16 protein-coding genes are annotated in these 17,662 nt (G+C 58.9%); 1 reads left to right on the forward strand and 15 read right to left on the reverse strand.

Annotated features, from left to right (window positions below; all coding sequences use genetic code 11):
• Window positions 1–7 precede the first annotated feature (7 nt).
• The 11 genes from G518_RS0119720 to ubiU all read right to left on the reverse strand — a co-directional run bounded on the left by G518_RS0119720 (window position 8) and on the right by ubiU (window position 11,564).
• Window positions 8–1,102 (reverse strand): RCC1 domain-containing protein, encoded by a 1,095-nt coding sequence (locus tag G518_RS0119720; RefSeq protein ID WP_028604015.1) that lies wholly within the window; start codon window positions 1,100–1,102, stop codon window positions 8–10.
• Window positions 1,103–1,364: 262 nt separating this feature from the next.
• Entirely contained in the window at window positions 1,365–2,981 is a 1,617-nt protein-coding gene (locus tag G518_RS36005; protein ID WP_051237073.1) for a rhodanese-like domain-containing protein, read from the reverse strand.
• A 17-nt stretch (window positions 2,982–2,998) separates the two neighbouring features.
• Entirely contained in the window at window positions 2,999–4,513 is a 1,515-nt protein-coding gene (locus tag G518_RS0119730) for a tripartite tricarboxylate transporter permease (protein WP_028604016.1), read from the reverse strand.
• Between the two features lie 31 nt (window positions 4,514–4,544).
• On the reverse strand, window positions 4,545–5,015 hold the full coding sequence (locus G518_RS0119735) for a tripartite tricarboxylate transporter TctB family protein (RefSeq protein WP_036595366.1): 471 nt from the start codon (window positions 5,013–5,015) through the stop codon (window positions 4,545–4,547).
• Window positions 5,016–5,017: 2 nt separating this feature from the next.
• Entirely contained in the window at window positions 5,018–6,019 is a 1,002-nt protein-coding gene (locus G518_RS0119740; protein WP_211231746.1) for a Bug family tripartite tricarboxylate transporter substrate binding protein, read from the reverse strand.
• A gap of 396 nt (window positions 6,020–6,415) precedes the next feature.
• Window positions 6,416–7,903, reverse strand: a complete 1,488-nt coding sequence (ubiD, locus tag G518_RS0119745; protein ID WP_028604019.1) for a 4-hydroxy-3-polyprenylbenzoate decarboxylase — start codon at window positions 7,901–7,903, stop codon at window positions 6,416–6,418.
• A gap of 48 nt (window positions 7,904–7,951) precedes the next feature.
• Entirely contained in the window at window positions 7,952–8,371 is a 420-nt protein-coding gene (locus G518_RS0119750; RefSeq protein WP_028604020.1) for a putative zinc-binding protein, read from the reverse strand.
• Between the two features lie 4 nt (window positions 8,372–8,375).
• On the reverse strand, window positions 8,376–8,900 hold the full coding sequence (gene ubiT, locus G518_RS0119755; RefSeq protein WP_028604021.1) for a ubiquinone anaerobic biosynthesis accessory factor UbiT: 525 nt from the start codon (window positions 8,898–8,900) through the stop codon (window positions 8,376–8,378).
• Window positions 8,901–8,916: 16 nt separating this feature from the next.
• The gene (trhA, locus tag G518_RS0119760) at window positions 8,917–9,534 is read right to left on the reverse strand and encodes a PAQR family membrane homeostasis protein TrhA (RefSeq protein WP_028604022.1); all 618 of its coding nucleotides are present in this window, start codon (window positions 9,532–9,534) and stop codon (window positions 8,917–8,919) included.
• A gap of 10 nt (window positions 9,535–9,544) precedes the next feature.
• Complete coding sequence (locus tag G518_RS0119765; RefSeq protein ID WP_028604023.1) at window positions 9,545–10,456, reverse strand: U32 family peptidase; 912 nt, start codon at window positions 10,454–10,456, stop codon at window positions 9,545–9,547.
• Window positions 10,457–10,499: 43 nt separating this feature from the next.
• Window positions 10,500–11,564: a ubiquinone anaerobic biosynthesis protein UbiU gene (ubiU, locus tag G518_RS0119770; RefSeq protein WP_036595368.1), complete on the reverse strand. Its 1,065-nt coding sequence runs from the start codon at window positions 11,562–11,564 to the stop codon at window positions 10,500–10,502.
• 373 nt (window positions 11,565–11,937) lie between these two features.
• On the opposite strand from ubiU, the gene G518_RS0119775 reads away from it, so the two are divergent.
• A complete protein-coding gene (locus G518_RS0119775; RefSeq protein WP_028604025.1) occupies window positions 11,938–12,297 on the forward strand; it encodes an antibiotic biosynthesis monooxygenase family protein in 360 nt (119 codons plus the stop codon).
• Window positions 12,298–12,402: 105 nt separating this feature from the next.
• Here G518_RS0119775 and G518_RS36010 read toward each other — a convergent pair whose 3' ends face one another.
• The 4 genes from G518_RS36010 to G518_RS0119795 all read right to left on the reverse strand — a co-directional run bounded on the left by G518_RS36010 (window position 12,403) and on the right by G518_RS0119795 (window position 17,143).
• Complete coding sequence (locus G518_RS36010; RefSeq protein WP_051237075.1) at window positions 12,403–14,577, reverse strand: TonB-dependent siderophore receptor; 2,175 nt, start codon at window positions 14,575–14,577, stop codon at window positions 12,403–12,405.
• A 210-nt stretch (window positions 14,578–14,787) separates the two neighbouring features.
• Window positions 14,788–15,117: a DUF3325 domain-containing protein gene (locus tag G518_RS0119785; protein ID WP_028604026.1), complete on the reverse strand. Its 330-nt coding sequence runs from the start codon at window positions 15,115–15,117 to the stop codon at window positions 14,788–14,790.
• Complete coding sequence (locus G518_RS36015) at window positions 15,114–16,802, reverse strand: PepSY-associated TM helix domain-containing protein (protein WP_051237077.1); 1,689 nt, start codon at window positions 16,800–16,802, stop codon at window positions 15,114–15,116. The genes G518_RS0119785 and G518_RS36015 overlap by 4 nt, the downstream gene beginning before the upstream one ends.
• Entirely contained in the window at window positions 16,802–17,143 is a 342-nt protein-coding gene (locus tag G518_RS0119795; protein WP_051237079.1) for a hypothetical protein, read from the reverse strand. Before G518_RS0119795 ends, G518_RS36015 begins: the two co-directional genes overlap by 1 nt.
• Between the last annotated feature and the right edge of the window lie 519 nt (window positions 17,144–17,662).

A 17,662-nucleotide genomic window follows, 5' to 3' on the forward strand; every position in this document is an offset into this window, starting at 1 on the left:
CTGCCTTTCAAGCAAATGCCACGAGGTTGGGACGAGGCTGAACCTGTATCGATGGGAAGTCGCCGCAGGCTGAGCAACGGTTGTTGCCCCATGCATGCACACCTTGGTCGCTGAGTGCCAGAACATGCCCGACTCCAGCAGACAGCTGCGTGACCCGTCGCAGGCTGGCCAGACGCACTGGACGTGCAGAGGCCGGAGGCGCTTCAGCGCCCAATTGCCCCAGGCCGTTCCAACCCCACGCGAAAACATCGCCATGAACTGAGGTGGCCACCGTGTAGAACATGCCGCCGTCAATCTGGGCGACCGGAAATCGGGTTCCTACGCGGGTGGGACGCGTGAGATGGCGTGCACTGACATCTCCGGCTTGCCCGTGGTGGTTGGAGCCCCAGGCCCAGAGCCGAGCGGCTTCGTCGACCGCGAGGCTATGGGTGTCGCCAGCCGCAATGCGCTTGATGCGCGCGGGTAAGTTCAGTTTGCGCGGCAGAGATTTTTCCAGCAGATCGCCCTGGCCCAGCTGTCCTGCAGCGTTGGCTCCCCAGGTCCATACGTTGCCCTTCCGGTCTAACGCCATGACATGGCTATGGCCAGCAGCCAGCAAGGCAATGGGAGGCAGCGCTTCAATGCGGGCGGGCTGAGCCACCAGTGCTTCACTAACGCGCCCCAGCTGGCCTTGCACACGCATCCCCCAAGACCAGACGGTGCCATCGGCATACATCGCGATGGTTGCCGATTCTGTCTGCACAACCTGTGTGGGCGATGCAGGCACACCAGCGATGGGTGCACGCTGTATACCGTTTTCAGGCGACACCACCGGGCGACAAGACAATACTGGTCCTTCCCGGCGTACAGCGACCGTGTCCGCATGGCCGTCAGCGATCAGGGCGAATGGGAGGCTTGTGGGATTCAAGCGCTGCGGTACAGGCTGCGCATACCGGTTATGACCGATCTCTGTGGGGTTGGATAGGCACAAATCAGCGGGGTAGCCCGGCGGCAACTTGGCGCCCAGTACCTTGACGCTTCCCCAGCCCCACGCTTGCCCACTGCTGTCAAGCGCGATGGAGCGGTCTCGCCCGGCGCTGACCTGTTCGATCTTCACTGTCATGATCTGCCGTCCTCCTGTACGGGATGCATTTGCATCTCGATGTAACGGATTCTGACATTAATACCGCCTTCGGTGTTAAGTTTGCTGGTTTGATGTAAACCAATTGCTTAAACGCCCGTATGGGAGGGGCCGGCAAATGGACGCTGCCTACGAAGCCGGCGATATCCGGCCTACGGCGGTGCGCCCTCACCGTCAAGGCGTGCGAGTTCTTCACAAGCACGGGTAACGACCCCCCGCTTGCGTGCATGTCAATGTGGCGTGCTTACGCGGCTTTGCTCAGCACTTTGAAGGGTGCTTCACCGCCGGTTTTCTCAAGCTGGGCCACCAAATCCAGCTCCCACTGCAAATAGGTGCGGAAGTCGTGGTCGCGCTCCGCCAGATCGGTGGACAGATAGCCGGTGAAGGGCCAGTCGTCGTTCTCGGAGAGAATGCCTTCGCGTCCTTTTTCAGTGGGCAATTCGGCTTCGAACCACGCTTTATTGCCGCCCAGAATGGCCCTTGCATCGGCGCCTTGTGCACTTAAGGCCGCCGCCAGTATTTGCGCGAGCACACCATCCCGCGAGGTGAGCAGGACAGGGGTGCCGGCTGCTAAACCGCTCACCACCTCAAACACTCGGCTCGGTGCCACAAAGCGCGCACCGGCTATGTGGCGTTTGCCGTAAGCGTGGTTGTGGTCCACATCGAAAACCTGCGCCTTGGTAGTTTGCTGCAAGCCAATCACTTCATGCACGGAGACCGAAGGCGCAGCGGGGTACTGCGGATCCTGCAGCAGACGGTAGCTCGGGTCTCCAGTTTCCAGCGTGGCCTGAGCGCTGGGTTGATAGAGGTAGACCTCATACGCACCGAGCTGCACCAGCCAGGCGGCCGTGCTGTGTGCACGCACGCCATCCCAATCGGCCAGCACCACGCGGGCATGGCGTGTACCAACGTAGGCGTCAGTGGCTTGAACCAACTGGCCACCAGGCGCCCAGCGCCAACCGGGTAAGTGGCCAGAGCGGTATTCGTCGATGGTGCGGATGTCCAGGCGATAAAGATTGCGGCTGTCGTCTTCCGCAAAGCTGGCCAGTTGCGCATCGTCAATGGTTTGCACACCAGAGCGCTGCGACAACGCCCGTGCCTGAACACGTGCGGCCTCCAAGTGGTGCGCGCTGGGTTCTGGCAAAGCGGTGCGGCGGCCGTGTTTGAGCTCATGGCCTGCCATGAGCCAGGCCATGGTGCCATCTTGCAGCGACACCACCGGGTTGGGAATGCCTGCATCCAGCAAGGTCTGGGCACCGATGATGCTGCGGGTACGACCCGCGCAATTCACCACGACCAGAGTATCTGGCTCAGGAGCCAGTTCGCGGATGCGGTAGGGGAGTTCCGCATTGGGTACGCTGTGAGCGCCCGGCAGGCTGAAGTTGTAGAACTCCTCCGGCGTGCGGCCATCGACGATCACCAGTTTTTCACCAGATTTCAACTTGGCGTTCAGTGCGGCGACGTCGATATGGGGTGTCTTCGTCTCTACCTCGATCACTTCGCCGAGTGCCTTGCTTGGCACGTTGTCGCCGCTGAACAGCTCGTAGCCTGCAGCCTCCCAACCCAAAGTGCCGCCCTCGAGCAGGCTCACTTGGGTGTAGCCCAGGCGTTGCAGCTTCTCGGCAGCAGCTTGCAGCAAGCTGCCGTCGAGATCGACCAGCACGATAGGCGTGGAGCGGCGCGGCACCAGTTCATCAATACGTTGCCGCAAACGCCAGAACGGTGCGGAGACTGCGAGCAGCAAATGCTTCTCGGCAAACAGGCCGGCTTCGCGCACGTCTATGACGGCGATCTCGTCGCGGGTAGACAAACGGTCACGCAAAGCGGCCGCGCCGAGGGTTGCAAATGGAGTGTGAGACATAGTTAAGACCTTAAAAATCAAACGGCTTCGGCAAGCGCTTCGTCTTTGCGGCGGCGAAGCGTTGGAACCAGCGTGGCAATCACCAATGCCATGGCCACCAGCAATAAGCCCAGAGACAGCGGACGGTTATAAAACACACTGAAATCGCCTCGTGACACCATCAGCGTGCGGCGGAAACTGGTTTCCAGCATAGGCCCCAATACGAACCCCAGCAACAGGGGAACTGGCGAGACCTTCAGCTTCAACATGGCATAGCCGAACACACCAAAAAGACTCAGCAAAGCCACATCGAAAGTGGAGCTCTGCACAGAATAGGCACCGATGGCGCAGAAGACAAGGATGGCGGGATACATGAAACGATAAGGCACGCTCAGGAGCTTGATCCAGACGCCAATCATGGGCAGGTTGAGAACGATCAGCATGGCATTGCCTATCCACATCGAAGCAATCAGGCCCCAGAACACCTGTGGATGACTGCTGATCGCCTGCGGGCCTGGCTGAATGTTCTGGATGATCATGGCCCCCAGCATCAGCGCCATGACAGCGCTGCCCGGCACGCCGAGCGTCAGCAGAGAAATGAAGTTGGTCTGGGCTGCCGCGTTGTTGGCTGCCTCCGGGCCTGCCACGCCTTCAATCGCACCTTTGCCAAGTTCATGTCTGTATTTTGAGAACTTCTTTTCCACCGTGTAGCCGGCAAAAGAAGCGATAGTGACACCCGCTCCCGGCAAGATACCCAGTATTGAGCCGACTCCAGTACCGCGCAAGATGGAAGGAACCATGCGCCGCCAATCTTCACGGGTGGGAATGAGCCCGTTCACTTTGGCGATCGGGCTGCTTTCATCTACTCTTCGGCGCTGCTCCTCCAGGTTGGCGACGATTTCGCCAATGCCGAACAATCCCATCGCGATGGCGGTGAACTCAATACCGGTCATCAGCTCCATCACATCAAAGGTGTAGCGTGTGGCGCCGGAGTTGACGTCGGTGCCCACTAGGCTCAGAAGAACGCCCACCACCATCAATCCCAAAGATTTGTCGATCGAGTCCGGTGACATGGCGACGGCGCCCACCAAGCCCAGCACCATCAGCGAAAAATACTCAGCCGGGCCGAATTTGAATGCAATTTCGGTGAGCGGCATCGCTAACGCAGCGACCAGCAGGGTACCGACGCTTCCTGCGAAGAACGAACCAATGGCTGCAGCGGCCAGTGCTGGCCCGCCTCTGCCTTGTTTGGCCATTTCATGGCCATCAATGGTGGTGACCACCGAGGATGATTCCCCGGGAATTTTCATCAAGATAGCCGTGGTTGAACCGCCGTACTGCGCACCGTAGTAGATGCTGGCAAGCATGATCAACGATGAGGTGGGTGGCAGCGTATAGGTGACCGGTAGCAGCATGGCAATGGTCGCTACCGGGCCCAGGCCTGGCAGTATCCCCACCAGCGTACCTACCAGGCAGCCTGCCAAAGCGTAAAGCACGTTCTGCAATGTCAGGGCCGTGGAGAACCCCAACGCCAGATGATCGATCAGCTCCATCGTGATCTCCATTCCATTTTTTGTGTATGACTCAGGAAGTCAGGAATGACGGCCATATCGCAAAGGGCAAGCCCAGGAAGTAGATGAACAGTCCCAGGTTGAGCGCGATCTGCACCGCTGCATTGATGAGCGTGCCTTTCCAGGTGAACTCATGGCTGGCCAGGCTAGACACAATGATCAACATCGCCAGCGACAGCACCAGTCCCAGTGGCTTCAAGGCAAACGAGAACAACAGCAAGGAGCCGACCATCCAGAGCAGCGAACGCAAGTCCCAGCGTGCGAGCGCCGTACGCTCTGAGTTCTTGCTCAGTGCCCGCAACAAGACCGTGGTGCCGAGCAGGCACAGGATCACACCGAGGATGAGTGGGAAGTACCCGGGCCCCATCCTGTTGGCTGTACCCAGCTCGTATCGGCTGGCCGCAATGACTGCTGCGGCCGCTCCTATCAAGATGTAGAACGACCCGATGACGAAGTCGTTTTGATTCCTGATCTTGCGAGACATGATTACTTCAGCTTGATCCCGGTCTCAGCCAGGATCTTGTTGTAGCGGTCAAACTCATCACGCAATGCCTGATCGACTTCTGCCGGTTTGCTGTTGCTGACCACGGTGAAGCCGAAGCCTTCCAGCTGCGTGCGCACCTCTGGCTGCTGCAGCACGCTGTTGATATCGCGGTTCAGCTTATCGATGACGGCTTTCGACGTGCCCTTGGGTGCGACGAAACCCTGCCACGTATCGACCACATAGCCTGGAACGCCTGATTCGGCAATGGTCGGTACATCCGGAAGGGCTGGTGAGCGAGTGGCGGTAGACACGCCCAGGCCTATCAGCTTGCCCGAACGGACATGATCGGTCACGGCTGCCAGCGTGATGTACTGACCATCAATATGGCCGCCGAGCACGTCTAGCGTAGCGGGGCCACCACCGGGGTACGGGATGTAGTTCGGGCTGGCGCCGACCTGCTTGGAAATGATCTCGTGCGCGAGATGCTGCAAACCACCTATGCCGTCAGGCAAACCAATGGTGACTTGCCCAGGCCGTTTTTTCAAAAGCGCTACATATTCCTGAAAGGTCTTGACCCCGAGTTTCGGGCTGACTGCAATGAGCTGTGGGCTGATAGCTGCCTTCACGACGCCAGTGAAGTCCTTGATGGTGTTATGCGGCAGATCCTTGTGGTGCAAAGCACTCAAAACATTGCCTGTGCCAGACAACAACAGGGTGTAGCCATCAGGGGCTGCGCGCGCTGCAGCAGCTACGGCCAAGGTGCCTCCGGCGCCGGAAATGTTCTCAACCACCACCGTTTGACCCCAGCGCTCGCTGAGCTTCTGGCTCAGTGCGCGTGAAAGCTTGTCGGCGCTGCCACCCGGTGCAAAGCCTACGAGGATGCGTACAGACTTCGTTGGAAATGGCGGATCTGCCGCCAGGGCTGTCGTGCTGCTGATCGCTGTGAAAGACAGCGCGGCAGCCAGAGTAAGAACGCTGGATTGGATGAAATTTCGTTTACGCATGATTGAACTCGAAACCAAATAGGAACAGAACAGCCGACTCGAGCCAGCCACGCTCCGAATGGGCGGGTGGTGCTGTGAGCGAGTAAGAAGAGGCTGAAGGGGAAAGCGGAATTTGCTGAGGAAGGCGCGTCAACAACAAGTGTTGTGTGATGCGATGGACCTTGCCCGCGACATAGCTCCAAGCCCGGTGTTCGTAAAAACAGAGGGCAGGGCGTCTTCAGGCGCAGTCAGCGAGCGGGTCCACAACATGAGCCAAATTCTCCAGGGATTCGGGCGCGCTGAATGTTCTATTTATGAGTTTGAATATCTGAAAACTGAGTTAACTCGAGCTCGATCGAGTCTGTAGAAACCACGCTGGCAACTTGGATCGTGTGAGCAAGTTCTCCACTGCTTCGTCTACAAACCAAGTGTTTCAGCCAGTGCATTCATGCGGCTTTGCACCGTCCCGTCCATGTGCATGGTGCTGCCCCATTCCCGCTGAGTCTCACCTGGCCATTTGTTGGTGGCGTCCAGCCCCATCTTGCTGCCCAGGCCAGCCACCGGCGAGGCAAAGTCCAGGTAATCGATAGGCGTGTGCTCAATGGTGAAGGTGTCGCGCACCGGGTCCATGCGGGTGGTGATGGCCCAGATCACATCTTTCCAGTCACGCACGTTGACATCCTCATCCACCACCACGATGAACTTGGTGTACATGAATTGGCGCAGGTGGCTCCACACGCCCATCATGATGCGCCGCGCGTGGCCGGCATAGGCCTTGCGAATGCTCACCACCGCCATGCGATAGCTGCAGGCCTCGGGCGGCAGGTAGAAGTCCACCACCTCGGGGAACTGCTTTTGCAAGAGTGGGATGAAAAGCTCATTCATGGCCAGACCCAGCACGGCGGGTTCGTCTGGAGGCTTGCCGGTGTAGGTGCTGTGATACAGCGCGTCTTTGCGCAGGGTGATGCGGTCGATGGTGAGTACAGGAAACTCTGCGCGTTCGTTGTAGTAGCCAGTGTGGTCGCCGTAGGGGCCTTCAAGCGCATGCTGCCAGCCACTGGCATGGCCCGAATCGGGCTGGATATGGCCTTCAAGCACGATCTCGGCCATGGCTGGAACCGTGAGCGGCACACCCAAAGCGGGTGCCACTTCAGTACGGGTGCCGCGTAGGAGGCCAGCAAACTGGTACTCCGAAAGGCTATCAGGCACTGGGGTGACGGCGCCAAGCAGCGTGGCTGGGTCTGCGCCAATGGCGACAGCCACCGGGTAAGGCTGACCGGGAGACATGGCACGGTGGTCGGCAAAATCCAGTGCGCCACCCCGGTGCGCCAGCCAGCGCATGATGACCTGGTTGCGCGTGATGATTTGTTGGCGGTAGATGCCCAGGTTCTGCCGCGCCTTGCGCGGACCGCGCGTGATGGTGAGGCCCCAGGTGATCAGTGGCGCGATATCCCCCGGCCAGCAGTGCTGCACGGGTAGGCGACCCAGATCCACGTCCGGGCCCTCCCATATCTCGTACTGGCAGGCAGGGCGACCTCCCACATGGTGGGGTGCCATGTTCCAAAGCCTCTTGAGTAGATGACCCATGCCAAGTACGTCCTTCAAACCGCGAGGCGGTGCGGGCTCCTTGAGGGCAGCCAACATCTCGCCAAAGGCGCGTACTGCGGTCAGATCGGCCACGCCCATGGCACGAGCTACGCGTGCGGGGGTTCCGAAGAGGTTGGTGAGCACAGGCAGCTGGTGCCCAGCAGGTTGTTCAAACAGAAGCGCTGGTCCACCGGCGCGAAGCACGCGATCGCTCAAGGCCGTCATTTCCAGGTACGGTGAGACGCACTCGCCCACTCTGCGCAACTCGTTGGTGGTTTCGAGTTGAGTCAGAAACTCGCGCAGATCACGGTAGCTCACGGCAAAGGGAGGAGGGGTAAACGACGGTCTGCGACGATGCGCAATGGCTCAGCCATGGGTAGGCTCTTTAGTTTTCGAAGAACAGGTGAGTGGGTGAGCGTGCTGATCTGCTTTGATTTCTTCCAGCACCAGCTTGGCCTGCGCGGGATCGAAGTCCTGATGGGTGCGTTTTTTAACGCCGTACTGATGCAGCTGGTAATGCCGTGCTGGCGCGATGCCGTGGCGTGCCAGCGTACTTTTCACGCAGGCCAGCGGGCAGCCGTCCAGCGCAATGATGGGGCGTCCTGAGCGAGCCGTCTTCATCAGATGCGGCACGTCACCGCCTACCCCTGCGATGCAGGACATCTCTGCGACACCGTTCCGGTCGAGCTGTAGTGCCACGTGGTTGGCCAGTTGAGCGGCGCTGGAACATCCTGAGCACGAGTAGACCAGTGGGAGGTTTTGGGATTCGGCGCTTCCTGAAGACATGGTGTTAACTGCGAGGTTTGACCCTGCGACCACGCAGGCGTTCCATGACGTGGCGAGGAGTCCACTGGCGTGGATCAAGCACAGGGAGTTCCATGGCGTCCAATGCGTTCTTCACGACGAGGCCCAGTTCGGTGTCGCCCTCCATGGACAGACGGCGATGAAAGAACAAGGTGTCCGGATCCTGCTGGCGCTGGGCCAACAACAGAAAGTCGTGTGCACTGGCGCTGAGTGTGAGGTCAGCTCCCGATGCATCTTCCAGTGGAGATCGGGGCACGAATCGATGCCCCATCCAGGTGAAGTCGAACGTCAAGCGAGCATCACGCACCTGAATGCGCATCTTCTTGCCGGTCAGCAGGTGTGCTACATCTGCGGGCAGATGGCGCCGGAGCGCCATATTGAGCGCAGTGACCAGTAACAGGGAGCCTGGGTAGGCGGGTAGATGCGCCAGCAAGGCACCCAAGGGGGCAGGGACTACGAACTTCTCGGGCGTTGATGCGCAGGGGTGCGATGAAGAGGTGGTTGAATCCATGATGTGGCGGATGCCTTCAGGCAACGTAGAAAAGCACAGTAAGGAAATGGCAGGTGCTGCCGCCCAGCACGAACAAATGCCAAAGCCCGTGGGCGTGCCGCATACGTTCATCCAATGCGTAGAAGACGATGCCCAAGGTGTAGAAAGCGCCCCCGGCCAGCAGCCAGCCGAAGCCACCCGGTGTAAGCGCACGCCATAAGGGTCCCACGGCTACCAGGGCGAGCCAACCCATCAGCAGGTAAAGCACCAGCGACAACACGCGCGCGCCGCGTGCCAGCCATAGCTCCTGCACGATGCCCACCAGCGCCAGAGTCCACACCACACCGAAAAGTGTCCAGCCCCAGGGGCCCCGTAGTGACACCAGGGCGAAGGGCGTATAGCTGCCTGCGATCAATAGATAGATGCTGCAATGATCCAGCTTGCGCAGCACCACCTTGGCTCTGCCGCTCATACTGTGATAGGCCGTGGATGTGACATACAGCGCCACCAGCATGGCGCCGTAGACGCTGAATGCGACGATCTTCCACGGGTCGCCCAACTGAGCGGCCAAGGTGATGAGCACAGCCGCTCCAGCTGTGGCTAGAAAGGAACCCACCAGGTGGCTGATGCTGTTGAAACGTTCTCCTGCGTACATGCCAGAAACCTCAATGGCCCGCCGGAGCTTGCTGCTCCAGGCCGGGGCGACCGAACCAGTAGCCATCGCAGGGTGCGTCCGGAAGAAACGGGCGCAAGGTTTCGGCGTAGGTTGCGCCCAGCGTCCCACGCCGGGATGAGTCAAACGTGGCGATCACCTCTGTCATGTGCCGGGATTGTGGAGATAGGCGCACCACATCCACGCCGAGCATGCGCATGGCGCTGAGTTCGTCAATGAGGCTGTAGACCCGTGCCGACTGTGTCTGAATGCCGTTGAGCACCAGAAAGTCTTCTTGTTCGCGCGTGCGCAGTAGCAGGCCATCAGGATGCTGGAGACAACTGAACTGGCAGTCGTCCTTGGGAAGATTGCGTTGGCGCGCGGTGAAGCAACGGGCCGAGTAGGCTAAAGGCATTCGGCCGTAGGCGAAAACCTCCGTCTCGAGCCCCTGCGGGCGCTGGTGGAGCAAGACGGCCAGCGCATCGCGTGACATTTCCAGGGGCATCACCCAGCGCTGCGCCCCCAGCCCAGCCATCCACTGCAGGGCGTCTGCGTTGTAGAGGTTCAGATGCGGGCCCGCCACGAAATTGCGGGCGTTGTCGTGCTTACCAGCAGAGAGGCAGCGCACGGCACCCATGTCATTGGCCTCCACCAGGAAGTCTTGATTCGCTGCAATCTTGTGCAGCACGGTTACGTCAGCACCTGACTCGATCAGTACCTGGGTGGATAGAACCGCTTGCTTGCCGGCGTCCCGCAGCATGCAGGCCACATCCAGCCAGTCGGACAGGCGCAGCTCGTGGCGCCGCGAGCACACGGTTTCGCCCAGGTAGACCACATCGATGGGTGTGGCAGCCATGGCCTCGTAGAAGTCAAAAACCGCGCTGCGGCTCCAGTAATACTGCAGGGGTCCCAAGGAGAGTTTCATGGCAGGGATGCTGGGAATATCGGCGCTCATTTCTCGCTCATTTCTATTTCCAAGGCCTGTGATAGGCGCCCAGCGTGTGTTGCTGGCCTTCAGCCACCTGGTCCAGGCTGGCCATCCAGGTCGTGCGTGGGGCGTAGCGGTGCGGGTTCGCCAGGCACTGATCAATGGCTTCGCGCCAGACCTGTGTCACCTGGGCTACGTAGGCCGGGCTGCGTTGCCGACCCTCTATCTTGATGGCGCGCACGCCCATCCTGGAAAGCTGAGGTAGCAGCTCCAGGGTGTTCAGGCTGGTGGGTTCTTCAATGGCGTAGTAGTTTTCGTCTTCACCCACGTCGAAGCGTCCCTTGCATAGTGTGGGATAGCCAGCGCTTTCCCCGGGCGCATAGCGATCGATGAGCACGCCGTTCAGGCGCGACTCGCGGCCGGCCGGCGTTTCATGCCAACGAACTGCCTTGGGCGGCGAGCAGACCCCAAAGGTGTTGGGTGATTCGCCTGTGACATAGGAAGACAGCGCGCACCGACCTTCCACCATCACGCACAGGCTCCCGAAACCGAACACCTCGATCTCCACTGTAGTCTTGCCAATCACCTGGCGCACTTGTTCCAACGACAGCACCCGGGGCAACACGGCGCGCACGATGCCGAACTGCTCACGATAGAAATTGATCGCCTCGTAGTTGGTGGCGGAGCCTTGCACAGAAAGGTGAAGGCGCAGTTGTGGATGGTGCCGCACTGCATATTGCATGAGTCCGGGATCTGCCAGGATGACGGCGTCTACGCCCATCGCTACTGCCTTGTCCACCGCACTGCGCCAGGGTGCGGGGTTCTGCGCCTGTGGGTAAGTGTTGAGCGCCATGAAGATTTTGCAACCACGCTCATGGGCATACCGTATGCCATTGGCGATGGCGGCTTCGTCAAAGTTCAAGCCGGCGAAGTTGCGTGCGTTGGTCGCATCGCGCAAACCCAGGTAGACGCAATCGGCACCATGGTCCACCGCAGCCTTCAGTGCAGGCAGGCTGCCGGCCGGGCACACAAGCTCCAGCACAGGTCCGCTTGCAGGCGAATCAGCATGTGTGTTTTCAACGTGTGTGTTGTATGAGCGTGGCATCTCAATCCCCCTTGCTCCATGCGTCACTTTGGCGGCAGAGGGCGGCTCTGAATCCTATGTACGTAGCAGCGTGGGCTTTCCCTCTCCCGTGTGCGGGAGAGGGTAGGGTGAGGGTCAGCGGCGCCCATACGGCTCGCCACCTTTCATTTGACATCCACATGGTCAGTTTCATCTCGGTGCTAAAGCGCCAGATCCGCGCAAGGGATGAGGCAGGTGGGTGCACCTTAACCAGCCCGCTCTGCATAAAGGCTGATCCTTATCAACGCCTGCGCACAATGCTGGGCCTGATATCGCTGGTACTTGATGTGAGCCAGCTCTGTATCACTTTTCGAGAAGCATCTTTGACCAAAAGATTGCTGTTAGGCTCGCAAGGATGTTCACATCCACCTTCACTTTCTCACCGGGCGACTTCACCGACGAGTTCCATCGTCTGGACCAGCGCATCGCCGAAGTTGCCAAGTCCATCCCCGGTTACCTGGGGGAAGAAGCGTGGGAAAACCCTTCTACGGGATTGGTGTCGAACGTGTATTACTGGGAGTCCATGGAAGCTCTCATGCAGCTGGTGCACCACCCCTCGCACCAGATCGCGAAGGCTCGCCAGGAGGAGTGGCTCAAGGGCTACCAAGTGGTGATTGCTGAAGTCCTGCGTACGTACGGAGACCAGCGCGTCGCGCATCCATTGAGGGGGAAAGGCGCACCTCCCGTCACCAGCTTGGATGCGTCCCAGGCCTGAGACGGCGGTCGCGGCTTCAAGCCATGAGCAAGAGCTGAGGTTGCTCCTCAGCGCAAATGCTCAACGGCCTGAAGGAAAAGCGGAAACCGAGAAGAAAAGCGCTTCTTAGAACAAGGTTTTCACAGTAAACGCGAACGTTCTGGGGTCACCCAATGCCAGGTTGTTAGACCAATAAACCACATCCGTAATGTTCTGAACGGTGAAGTTGAACGTGGTGGCATGGTTTCCAATGCGAGTGGTGTACCGCAGGCCGGCGTCAAACAATGTGTAGGCTGGAATGATGTCTGTGTTGGCCGCGTTGCTGTATTTGGTGCCGGTGTAGTAGATGCCGCCCGACACAGACAGGCCTGGAATCCCAGGGATTCTGTACTCTGCCGTGATCTTGGCCAACTTCGAAGCGGCGCTGGTTGGTTTCTTGCCTTCCAGCGATTTGTCTGTGGCTTTCTTGATCCCCAAGTCCATCCAGGTGCCACCGGCCAGGATGGTCAGGTTGTCCGTGACCTTGCCTGTGATCCCCACTTCAATGCCTTGGTGAACCTGTTTGCCATCTTGCGATAGCGTTGGTTTGGGCGTGGTTCCGATCTCGTAAGAGTTGGCTTTTTCAATCCTGAACAGCGCCACATTCAGTAGTGCTCTGTCACTCAAAGCGTACTTGGCTCCAATCTCGTATTGCTTGCTGATGTAGGGGGCTAGCACCTGGTTTTCATTCATGTAGCCATTGCCCACGATGGAGCCTGCTTCCAGGCTCTCGATGTACGTGGCATAAGTGGTCAGCCTGTTGACTGGCTTGTAGATGAGCGACAAAGTGGGCGTGAACGCTGATTTGCTGTAGTTGACGTTTGTCCGGTAGTTCAAGCTTTTGGTGGTGGCGTAGTTGCCGCCGATCAACGCAGACCATTGGTCATTGAACTTGATGTCGTTGCCGATCAGGATGTTGTCGAAGGTGGTCTTGGTGCTGGCGGTTCTGGGTGTGAGACCCACGTTACCCCAGCCCGCTGGTTGAGCGAAATTTCTGAAGGCTTCAAGACTCATGTCGGCGGTGGTGTAGTAGCTCTTTGAGTTGTCCGTGCTGCTATAGATCTTGTCTGACGACGTGGAGTAACCCACAGTCAGCGTGTTGGAAATGCCGAAGATATTGAACTTGGAGTCAAGGTATACGTTGAGCCCGTTCTTCGTGTTTTGTTGCCAGGCGTAATCTCCAAACCAGGAGGTCGCCAACACGGTGTTGTTCAAATAACGCATGCGGGCATCTCCACCCGTCTTATCTACTTCTTCATGGAACACGCTCGACCTCAGCGTGGCCACGTCATTGATGTTCCATTTGACGCTGCTCTCGATCTTGTTCGAACGGAACTCCTGTTTCAACCACTCGGGGGTGTAGCTTTGGTTGCTCCCGATCCCGGTGCGGCTGCGATCGATCTGGCCATTGGTTGCCCAGAAAATGGTGGGCCCCGGGTTGACTGTGGACTTATGGCTGAACTTCAGATCAGCGTACAGATTGTTGTTGGGCTTGAAGTCAACTACGAAGCTGGCAGCTTCAATTTTTCGCTTCTCTTTCTTGGCGGTTTCACCATTTTGGTAGAGAGCGCTAAGCCTGTAGCCAAAGACGTTGTTTTGATCAAATTGCCCGCTTAGTTCGGCATGACCAAAGTAGGATTTACCGCCGTAGCTGCCGACAGATATTTGCTTGAGGCTCTCAAGCGTTGGCTTCTTGGTGATGTAGTTAACTGCGCCGCCCACACGTCCGCCACCATACAAGAATCCCGTGGCGCCGTTGATGACTTCAACGCGTTCGATGTCTTGCATCATGGGCGTTCCAGCCACCCTGCTGACATAAGGAATGCCATTAATGATGGGGTTGGTGACTTGAAATCCGCGAATGGTCACCCAGGCGTTGTCTGTGGCATCGCTGGCGTAGTTGGCCGTTTCCTGGGTGGTGGGGATCATCTTGAAGATTTGATCCATATCTTTGGCGTTTGAGTTTTCAATCAGCTCGCTTGGGATCACCGTCATCGAGTAGGGCGTGTCTTGCAAACTGCGCTCGCCCCAGATGCCCACGCCCGTGATTTTTTTAGCGAGATAGCCATCATTGGCGGTGCCGTCTTTTTCGGAGGTCACTGTCACTGCGGGCAATGAAGGGCCCTCAGGATTGGCATTCGGCACGGCCGTTTGTGCGTGACTCGCACCGGATGCGAGCAACGCAATCGCGATGAGAATGGGGCTGGGAGCGGGGCGCCTTTTTTGCGCGTGAGCCTGTTTCCGGCTTTTGATATGGGCCATTGAAATTCTCCGTTTGTAATGGATAGGAAGTGCAAATGGCGCGCTTCCTGGCCGGGAGAATCCCGATGGGTAGCTGGCTGGTGATCAAAAAACTTTTAGTGTCGGTGTGGAGCGGTTGGTGTCGCTGTGAAAAGCGGCCGCACCTGCCTCCTGCATCTCAGGTTTGGGCGAGGTGATGGTGTCAACATAAGGCCGCGTTGGGAGATCAATTCAGACCCACCAGACCCAAGCCAAGGTTCCCCATATCAATGCCGTACCAAACACTGGCAATGCCGTACGTGGTGCATAGGTCAGTAGCAGGCCGAGCGAAAGCGCGCCAAAGGTCAGCACTCCCAGCCAGACCGTGATGGCCAAAGATGCGCTGCCCAATGCCAGGCAAGGTATTAGCGACAACAACAGCAAAGCCCAGCCCAGAGAACGCCAGCCCATGGTGGCACTTCGCGTCAGCGTGCGGCCAAACACTTGCTCCTGGTGGCGCTCCATGGCCAAGCTTAGTGCGGTGAAGGCTGCAAGGCATAAACTCAGCGCAATCAAGGTCATATCAGCTTCTCCGGTGCCTGGGCTGCAGCGAGAGATGCGCCTCCTCCTGTACCCGGTTGTACCCCTGCGCGGGTTTGCTGGGTGGGCGCAAGCGGTGCGCGCAGCAGTTTCCAGGCCACCACGCCATGCAATGCGGCTAATGCCAGCGCGGCCAGATCAAAGCCGGCAATCGCCCACAAGCCTTGTGGCACGCTGCTGGTCAACCCAGCGCCGCCGGTGAGCGGATTGAGTAGTGGGAGTAATCCGCAGAGCAGGGCGGCCAGGCCCATCAGTTCAATCCAGGCACGGCGGTGGCTGCGCAGTATGGGCCAGAGGGCGCACAGGGCCCATACGGTGAAAAACCCTCTGATCTCCCATTCGGCCCGCTCTTGCAGGCCAACTGGTAAAAGGCGATTGAGCCAGAAGTACGCGGCCGTTGCCACAGACAAGCCAGCGATAGAACCCACGTTCAATATCTCGACCATCCGGTGCCCAATGGGTGTACGCCCGAGTTTGCGCCGCTCCGGTAGTCGTTTGACCACCCATAGCACCATGCCCGAGGCGGCCATGAACGTGCCCACCACACCAGACAAAAACAGCAGCCAACGCAATGATGGGCCGGCGAACCTACCTATATGCGCACTCATCAGTACGTTGTAGGTGGCGCTGGTGGCCGATGGCTGTAGAAGGGGAGGGGCTGATACCAGTGCCCCGCTCACACCATCGAACACCAGTCGCTCGCTGACGCCCCGGGTGATCAGACTGCGCCCGCCTTGCTCGCGTAGCTCGACCGTCATGCCTGCCGTTCCGGGGTTCTGCACGGAGATAAGGCCCACCCCGCGCTCAGGCCAGCGCGCTTGTGCTTGCGCGAGCATGGGCCCAAGGGGAGCCATTGTGGCTATATCAGATGACTTTGCTTGCTCGCCACGCTCCCCCGGTTGTGAGGCAGTATTGGGCGCAGTCGTGCTGGCGCCGCCCGCCAGCGAGCTCCTTCGCTCGGCAAAGTAAGTCTGGGTGTCGCCGTTGTAGGCCGTTTCAATGGGCCATGGCATGAGCATGGACATCAGCAGCAACAAACCGCTGAACGTGATCATGATGTGGAACGGTAGCGCGAGTACCGCCGTGGCGTTGTGTGCGTCCAGCCAGGAGCGCTGGCCTTTCTTTGGGCGGAAGGTAAAAAATTCCTTGAAGATCTTCTTGTGTGTCACCACGCCACTCAGGATGGCCACGAACATGACCATGGTGGCAATCCCCACGATCCAGCGCCCCCAGATGCGGGGCATGCCATGCAGCTCAAAATGAAAGCGGTACAGGAAGCTGCCACCACGCGTCTCGCGTGAGTCAATCTTTTCACCGGTGGCTGCGTCCAGGTCCGCGCGCTTGGTGCCGGCCCTGCCTGAGGGCGCCCCGTGTTCGCGCCAGGTAGCCGCTACCACGGTCTGGCGCTCACCGGGCAGCCGCAAGCTCCAGTTCGCGGCGTTCGGTGCCAGGCCTTGCATGCTCTCGATAGCGCGCTGGGCGGTGTGGGGGCCTGGCACCGAGCGATGCTGCTCGGGCTTCATCCACACATTGATCTCGTCAAGAAAGTAGCTCAGCGTGCCGGTGAAGAACACCGCATAGAGCAACCAGCCGAGTATCAGGCCGCTCCAGGTGTGCAGCCAAGACATGGACTGCCGCAGTCCTTCGGATTTGCCATCAGTGCGCATCAGTGTCCTTTGGGAAACCACCAGACGATGGCGCTGGCCAGTGCCGCAGGCCCGGCGATGCCTATCCACGCACGCCACGCTGTGGCACAACCAAAGGCCCACATGGCGGCGACGGCATGAAGCACGAAGCCCAACAAGGTCCCCGCCACGACGGCGTCAGCGCGCGGCATACCCAGCAGTGGCAACACCAGGCTCAGGGCGCTCGCCACGGCGGCTGAAAGCGCATACCCACCTCCGATGGCGGCCAAGGCGCGGGAAGCCACGGCCCAGCGGTAGCGAACCAAGCCGGCAGGTTTGCTCTTGGCGTCAATGCGGCCAGTCTGCGCAGTGGTGATGGTCATGGTGACTGTTCTGAAGAGAGTGGCGGCCTACTGGCGCTCGGAGGCAGGTAAGAATTTCGGATTTCCGCATCTACAACAGCTTCGTTTTGCTGGAGAGCGTCGACAAAGCAAATAAATTGAAGTAATTGCAATTGATTGTTATTCGCATTAACGTGAAGTGTAACCACGGGAGGACGTGTCATCAATCCATTGCCCTCATGACTTAGAGGGAGACAGAAGCAAGGGCTCAGGCAGAGACCGGTGGAGGCAATGTGAGAGGCGCAGGCCTGGGTGCGTCGACCAGGGTGCTCAACCAATCTCTCGGTGGATTTGGTTCAGGCGCGGCAAAGGGTTGCAAGGCGGGTTTGCGGCATCGCCTTTAGTTATTTACTACGCATATATTCACGGCGCCTCAATATCAATTGATTCCCGTGTAATAGCCGTTTGATTGGTATCCGGCGCTACGAAATTGTTATACAGCCGGGCATTTATTCGCGTTCCAAGTCATCCAATCAGGTTCGCTGTGAACACCAGCTTTAA

Origin of the sequence: Ottowia thiooxydans DSM 14619 (genome assembly GCF_000422885.1) — a bacterium.
In the GTDB taxonomy this organism is placed as follows: Bacteria; Pseudomonadota; Gammaproteobacteria; order Burkholderiales; family Burkholderiaceae_C; genus Ottowia; species Ottowia thiooxydans.